The organism is Sodaliphilus sp. (genome assembly GCF_045598405.1).
Lineage (GTDB): Bacteria > Bacteroidota > Bacteroidia > Bacteroidales > Muribaculaceae > Sodaliphilus > Sodaliphilus limicaballi.
This window is the reverse complement of record NZ_JAZLLZ010000086.1, coordinates 1-5,166: the sequence shown is the minus strand read 5'-3', so window position 1 is coordinate 5,166 and position 5,166 is coordinate 1. Positions and strand designations below refer to the sequence as shown.

The 5,166-nt window shown below is 52.1% G+C and carries 3 protein-coding genes; all 3 read right to left on the bottom strand.

The annotated features are described in order from the left end of the window. Nucleotides 1-284: 284 nt before the first annotated feature. Genes ACKI3C_RS06840 through ACKI3C_RS06830 form a run of 3 tightly spaced genes read right to left on the bottom strand, consistent with a single transcriptional unit; the run spans nucleotide 285 to nucleotide 4,267 of the window. Nucleotides 285-2,072: a hypothetical protein gene (locus tag ACKI3C_RS06840; RefSeq protein ID WP_407403378.1), complete on the bottom strand. Its 1,788-nt coding sequence runs from the start codon at nucleotides 2,070-2,072 to the stop codon at nucleotides 285-287. Continuing rightward, nucleotides 2,072-3,082 (bottom strand): acyltransferase family protein, encoded by a 1,011-nt coding sequence (locus ACKI3C_RS06835; protein ID WP_407403376.1) that lies wholly within the window; start codon nucleotides 3,080-3,082, stop codon nucleotides 2,072-2,074. Before ACKI3C_RS06835 ends, ACKI3C_RS06840 begins: the two co-directional genes overlap by 1 nt. Before the next feature lie 3 nt (nucleotides 3,083-3,085). Next, the gene (locus ACKI3C_RS06830; protein WP_407403374.1) at nucleotides 3,086-4,267 is read right to left on the bottom strand and encodes a glycosyltransferase; all 1,182 of its coding nucleotides are present in this window, start codon (nucleotides 4,265-4,267) and stop codon (nucleotides 3,086-3,088) included. Nucleotides 4,268-5,166: the final 899 nt, after the last annotated feature.

Sequence of the window (5,166 nt, the reverse complement as noted above, 5' to 3'; positions counted from 1 at the left end):
AACCATTTGAGCCTCACCTATTTGATCCGATTAGCGTCCTGCTGGACGCAGTGCGTGTTGCATTTCTTCCCCCACCGCCACTTCGTTCGGCGGTGGGGGTTATTCAGGTATTGTCCTGCCGGACAATAAATTAGCAATATTTATTATCAAATGATAAAGTTGAGTTTGATGAGTCGGTGCATGGCTGTGCTGCCATTAGGGTGAGGGGCAGGGTGATGGGCTCCGATTTTGATAGTATCAAATTTCAAATCAGCGCGAGAAAAGTTCTTTTTTTTCTTGAGCGGTTATTTCTTTTTCTTCCAGGGCCAGAGGGAATGGCTGGAAGATTTGAGTTCGTTGAGTCGCTGTTGTGCCTTTTCATTTCCCTGCTCGGCAGCAAGACGATACCACTTGATTGCGGTGGCTGTGTTTTTCTCCACGCCATTGCCGCGGAGGTAACATTCTCCCAGCATGAACTGGGCAAGCGCATAATTCTTGTCGGCGGCCTTGCGGAACAGTTTGATTGCTTGCTGCACATCTTTGCTAACTCCCTTGCCGTCATGATAGAAAGTTGCCAGGCTATACCACGCGTTGACGTCGCCTTGCTCAGCAGCCATGCGCTCGTATTTCACCGCAAGCTCTTGGTTCTTCTCTATGCCGAATCCGTTCTCGTAGCACCATCCCAAATTGTGCTGTGCCAGTGCAAACCCCTCGGAGGCTGCCTCTCGGAAATACATGACTGCCTTAACGGGGTCTTTCTTCACGCCCAGGCCGTCCATATAGAACACGCCCATTGCATAAATTGAACTCACCAAGCCTGCTTCGGCCGCTTGACTGAGCAATTCGAGAGCCTTGCCATAGTCCTGCTTCACGCCGACTCCTTCCTGATAGCATAGCGCAAGGTTGTGTATGGCGTCTATGTGCCCCTGATTGGCGGCCTTGCGATACCAGAACACGGCTTGCTCATGGTCTTGCTCCACGCCGTCGCCGTAGTCATAGCACAGTGCGAGACAATATTGCGCGACGGCATAGTCTTGCTCGGCGGCTCGGCTGAACCACGTCGCTGCCAGCTCGGGGTTGTGTTCCACGCCCTTACCGTTGTCATAGCATTCGCCTAGCAATGCCTGTGCCTTGTAGTATCCCTGCTCGGCTGCCTGGCGATACCAAAAGGCCGCCTGGATATTGTCCTGCTCCACGCCTTTGCCTCCATCATAGCACATTGCCAGATTGGTCTGTGCCAATGGTTCGCCTTGTTCGGCTGCCTGCCGGTACCAGTACACAGCCTTGGCATAGTCTTGATCCACACCGGTACCCTCTTCATATAGTGCGCCCAGGTTGACCATGGAAGACAGATATCCCAGTTGGGCCGAACGCTGATAGTACATGGCGGCTTTGCCCGGGTCTTGCGGCACACCCTTGCCTTCTTCATGCAGCAGTGCAAGGTTGTACAGGGCAAAACAGCTTCCTTGTCCAGCTGCTTTCTCGTACCAATAAACAGCCTTGGCCAAATCCTCTTCCACGCCGATGCCGTGCCGGTAGTAACTCGCTAGATTGTTTTGTGCGGCATGGTATCCCAGTTCAGCCGCCCGCCTCATGTAATACACGGCCTTGATGATATCTGGTTCCACGCCATCTCCTTCCTCATACGACAGACCCAAGTTAAACAATGCCACAGGGTGGCCCTGTGCGGCCGCAAGATTCAAGTAGTGGATTTCCTGAATGCTGTCGGGCAAGATGCCATCGACGCTGTAACACCGCGCCATGCACACCTGGGCATAAGCATCACCGTTGTTTGCGGCAAACTTGAGATGCGGTAAAACCCTCTCAAGGCATTCGTTCATCTTGTCGTCATCGGCTTCGATGCCATAGCCACCATAGGCATAGCAGCGGCTGATAATGAAGTCGGCATACATGTTGCCACCCGCTGAGCTCTTCTTGAGCCATTGCACTGCGGCGGCAAAGTCAAAGCCCACACCACCTATTCCCTCATAGTAACAGTAACCTAGCATGAACTGGGCGTAGGCATCGCCCTGAGAGGCGTCTTCGGTATAGTTCGCTGCGTTGATGTTGGTAAACGTGTAGTCGGTGTTCATTACTTTGAGAATTTCTTAGTGAGGTAGTGTAAAATGCTGGCTGCTATCAAGATGAGCGGAAGGGTTATGGGCCAGCTGATGCCGTAGAACTCTGGGTGGCCGAAGTGACCTGCCACGGCAGCAAGGTAGTGGCTGTAGAAATAAGTGACGGGCAAAGCAAGCAGGTAAACTTCCAGGTTGATGCTTCCCAGCCACCGCATGGGCCAGGTGAGCATCAAGCGTCCCACGAGGCCTTCGCTGCCATTGAGCAGCACGCTCATTGCCACGATGCACGACACCGGCAACCACCACACGGCGATGTCCTCGCAGCAGTCGAGCCATGGCATGCGTCCCACGGCGATGATCACAGCAAGCACAAAGGCAACAACAGCCGCTTCGACCGCATGTGCCCTGGCACGCAGCCAGTCGCCCAGACGCTTGTCAAGAGACGGAAGCGATGCCCCCACAACCATGCCCCACACAAACTCGCCCAGGCGGGTCAGAGGCATGTCAACCAGCCAGTCGCGGATGTGCTGTGACACCACACCCAACACCACACAATGTGCAACTAATATTGACACGGCAATCATCCACTTGCATTTCATGGACAAGCTCGACATGAGCCTTGACAGCAACGGGTAGCAGGCATAGCACAGCAGCAGGGCGCAGAGGAACCAGGTGGGTTTGTTAAAAGAGAGGTATGAGTCTCGCACAGGCACCCATGCTTGCACGAGCAGAGCATTGGCGGGAAGCGTCCAGTCGGTGACGCAGTGGCCCATGGGCCACTGCATGATCAGCAGCAATGCCAGCACCAGCCAGTGGATGAGATAGATGCGCCGTGCGCGTGGCCACATCCACTGCCACCACGAGCATTCCGCCCGCGGATGCCGCATGGCGAGCAGAGCACCACTCATCACGAAGCACAGCGACACGCCCATGTGGGCAGCCTCGCAGAGTTCCAAAATGGGTGTGTGGTAGAGCACTATAACCACTACCAGCAGCCCGCGCCATGAGGACAAGGTCTTATACATGGATCAGCCGTAGAATGAGGTGTAGTTGCTCTTGCGGTGTCTCACGCCCCGCACGCAGTAGATGGCGTTATATAGCGGCCTCCACAGTGTGAACAGCGGCACGGAGAGACGCAGCGGCGGAGCTTGCAGGAGGCGGCAATTCTTAACAAACGACAACACGGCGGGCACCCAGGTGAGCAGCATCACGAGCAACGCTGCCATCCAAATGGCGGTGTTGAGAGGAGCCAGGGCAATGGCGCCAGCCACACACCCCAAGCGCAGCCAGTAGCACCAGCTAAACGCACTCTGCACGTAGAATGCCGTGCGGTTCACCATGCGCGAGGTGAAGTCGCGGCGCAGTTTGAGCAACGCATGGGCACGAGGCAGTTCGGCATAGTACACTGCCAGCTGGCTTTCGGGCGCCAGTTCCACACGGGTGTTGCCCTGTGAACAGATTTCTTTGAGGAACACATCGTCCTCGCCCCAAATCAGGTCCATGCTGCCGGCAAACCCGCGGGCATCGAAGAAGAGGTGCTTGCGATAGGCCATGTTGTCACTGGTGCCGCGGTAGGGATTACCCTTGACCGCGCTCACGAGCCACTGCACGCCGGTGGTCACCGTGTCAAACACGCGCATGTGGCGGCCCAGGTGCTTGTCGTGCTTGTAGCGGTAATGCGAGTAACCCAGCACGATGTCGGTATCGGGAGTGAAGTTGCGCATCATGGTTTTGAGCCACTGGTCGTTAGTGGGGCGGCAATTAGCGCTCGTGGTGAGCACGATGTCGTGCTTGGCGGCCTTGATGCCTATCATGAGCGCGAGTTTCTTGCGCGAGAGCGAACGAGAGCCATAGGGGGCAAACGTGATGTGCAAGTTGGGGAACCTCGATTTCATCTCGCTGAGCATGTCGCTAGTGGCCTCGGCAATGCTATCGACCACCACGATCACCTCGGCCTCGGGGTATTCCTGGTGCAGCACCAGCGGCAAGAAGCGGTCGAGCTGGTGGGTCTCGTTCATCGCATCCACGACAATCGACACCGGCGGCAGCTCGTCGATGTAGTCACGCTCCTGCTCGGTGCGCTCGACAAACCTCGACAGCACACGGGTGCGGCTCCACTGCCACAACACATATATAATGGATAGCACAACTGCCGCGCCAAGCAACAGCCACACGTAAAGATGTAAATTCAGGTCAAAAACGAAATTCATTAGTTTAGATGTTATTCAAACTGCAAAATTACTGATTTTTGACGAAAAACGAAAGACGAAAAACAGATTTTTCTTGTTTCTGTCTAATCTCACTATCTCACTATCTCTCACTATCTCCCACAAAGAGGCACAGAGATTTTTTACTGAAAGAAATTATTCGAAATTAGAAGAAATTTTGTTAATTTTTAGTTGATTTCAAGCGAAGAGGCTTTTCTCTTGGGTTGTATTTAGGTGGTGGCGCTGCGCTTGAAATACACTGAAAATAAACTGAAAATATAAAAATCTGTTTTTCTGCGTTTTTTTGTTTTTAGTCCTTTACTATACTCCCACGGAGACACAGAGAGGCACAGAGATTTTTTACTGAAAGAAATTATTCGAAATTAGAAGAAATTTTGTTAATTTTTAGTTGATTTCAAGCGAAACGCCTTTTCTCTTGGGTTGTATTTAGGCGGTGGCGCTGCGCTTGAAATACACTGAAAATAAACTGAAAATATAAAAATCTGTTTTTCAGCGTTTTTTTGTTTTTAGTCCCTTACTATACTCCCACGGAGACACAGAGGGCACAGAGATTTTTTTACTGAAAGAAATTATACGAAATTAGAAGAAATTATTTATCTCCCACAAAGTATTGGATTAGGGGGGTTATGCCAAAAATGAGGGGGAAAAGACAAAAACAACATCTTGTAGGAATATAACTGCTAGCACCTTTGTGTAACTCAACTTTAGCATATGGAACCATTTGAGTCTCACCAATTTGTTCCGATTAGCGTCCTGCTGGACGCATTTTTGCGGTTTACCTATACCCCCACCGCCACTACGTTCGGCGGTGGGGGTTATTTAGATATTGTCCTACTGGACAATAAATTAGCATCATTTATTATAAAAGCTAAAGTTGAATT

What these genes read in the sequence shown, in the direction of transcription:
- ACKI3C_RS06840 (WP_407403378.1), bottom strand. Translation starts at nt 2,072, where the DNA reads ATGAACACCGACTACACGTTTACCAACATCAACGCAGCGAACTATACC.
- ACKI3C_RS06835 (WP_407403376.1), bottom strand. Translation starts at nt 3,082, where the DNA reads ATGTATAAGACCTTGTCCTCATGGCGCGGGCTGCTGGTAGTGGTTATA.
- ACKI3C_RS06830 (WP_407403374.1), bottom strand. Translation starts at nt 4,267, where the DNA reads ATGAATTTCGTTTTTGACCTGAATTTACATCTTTACGTGTGGCTGTTG.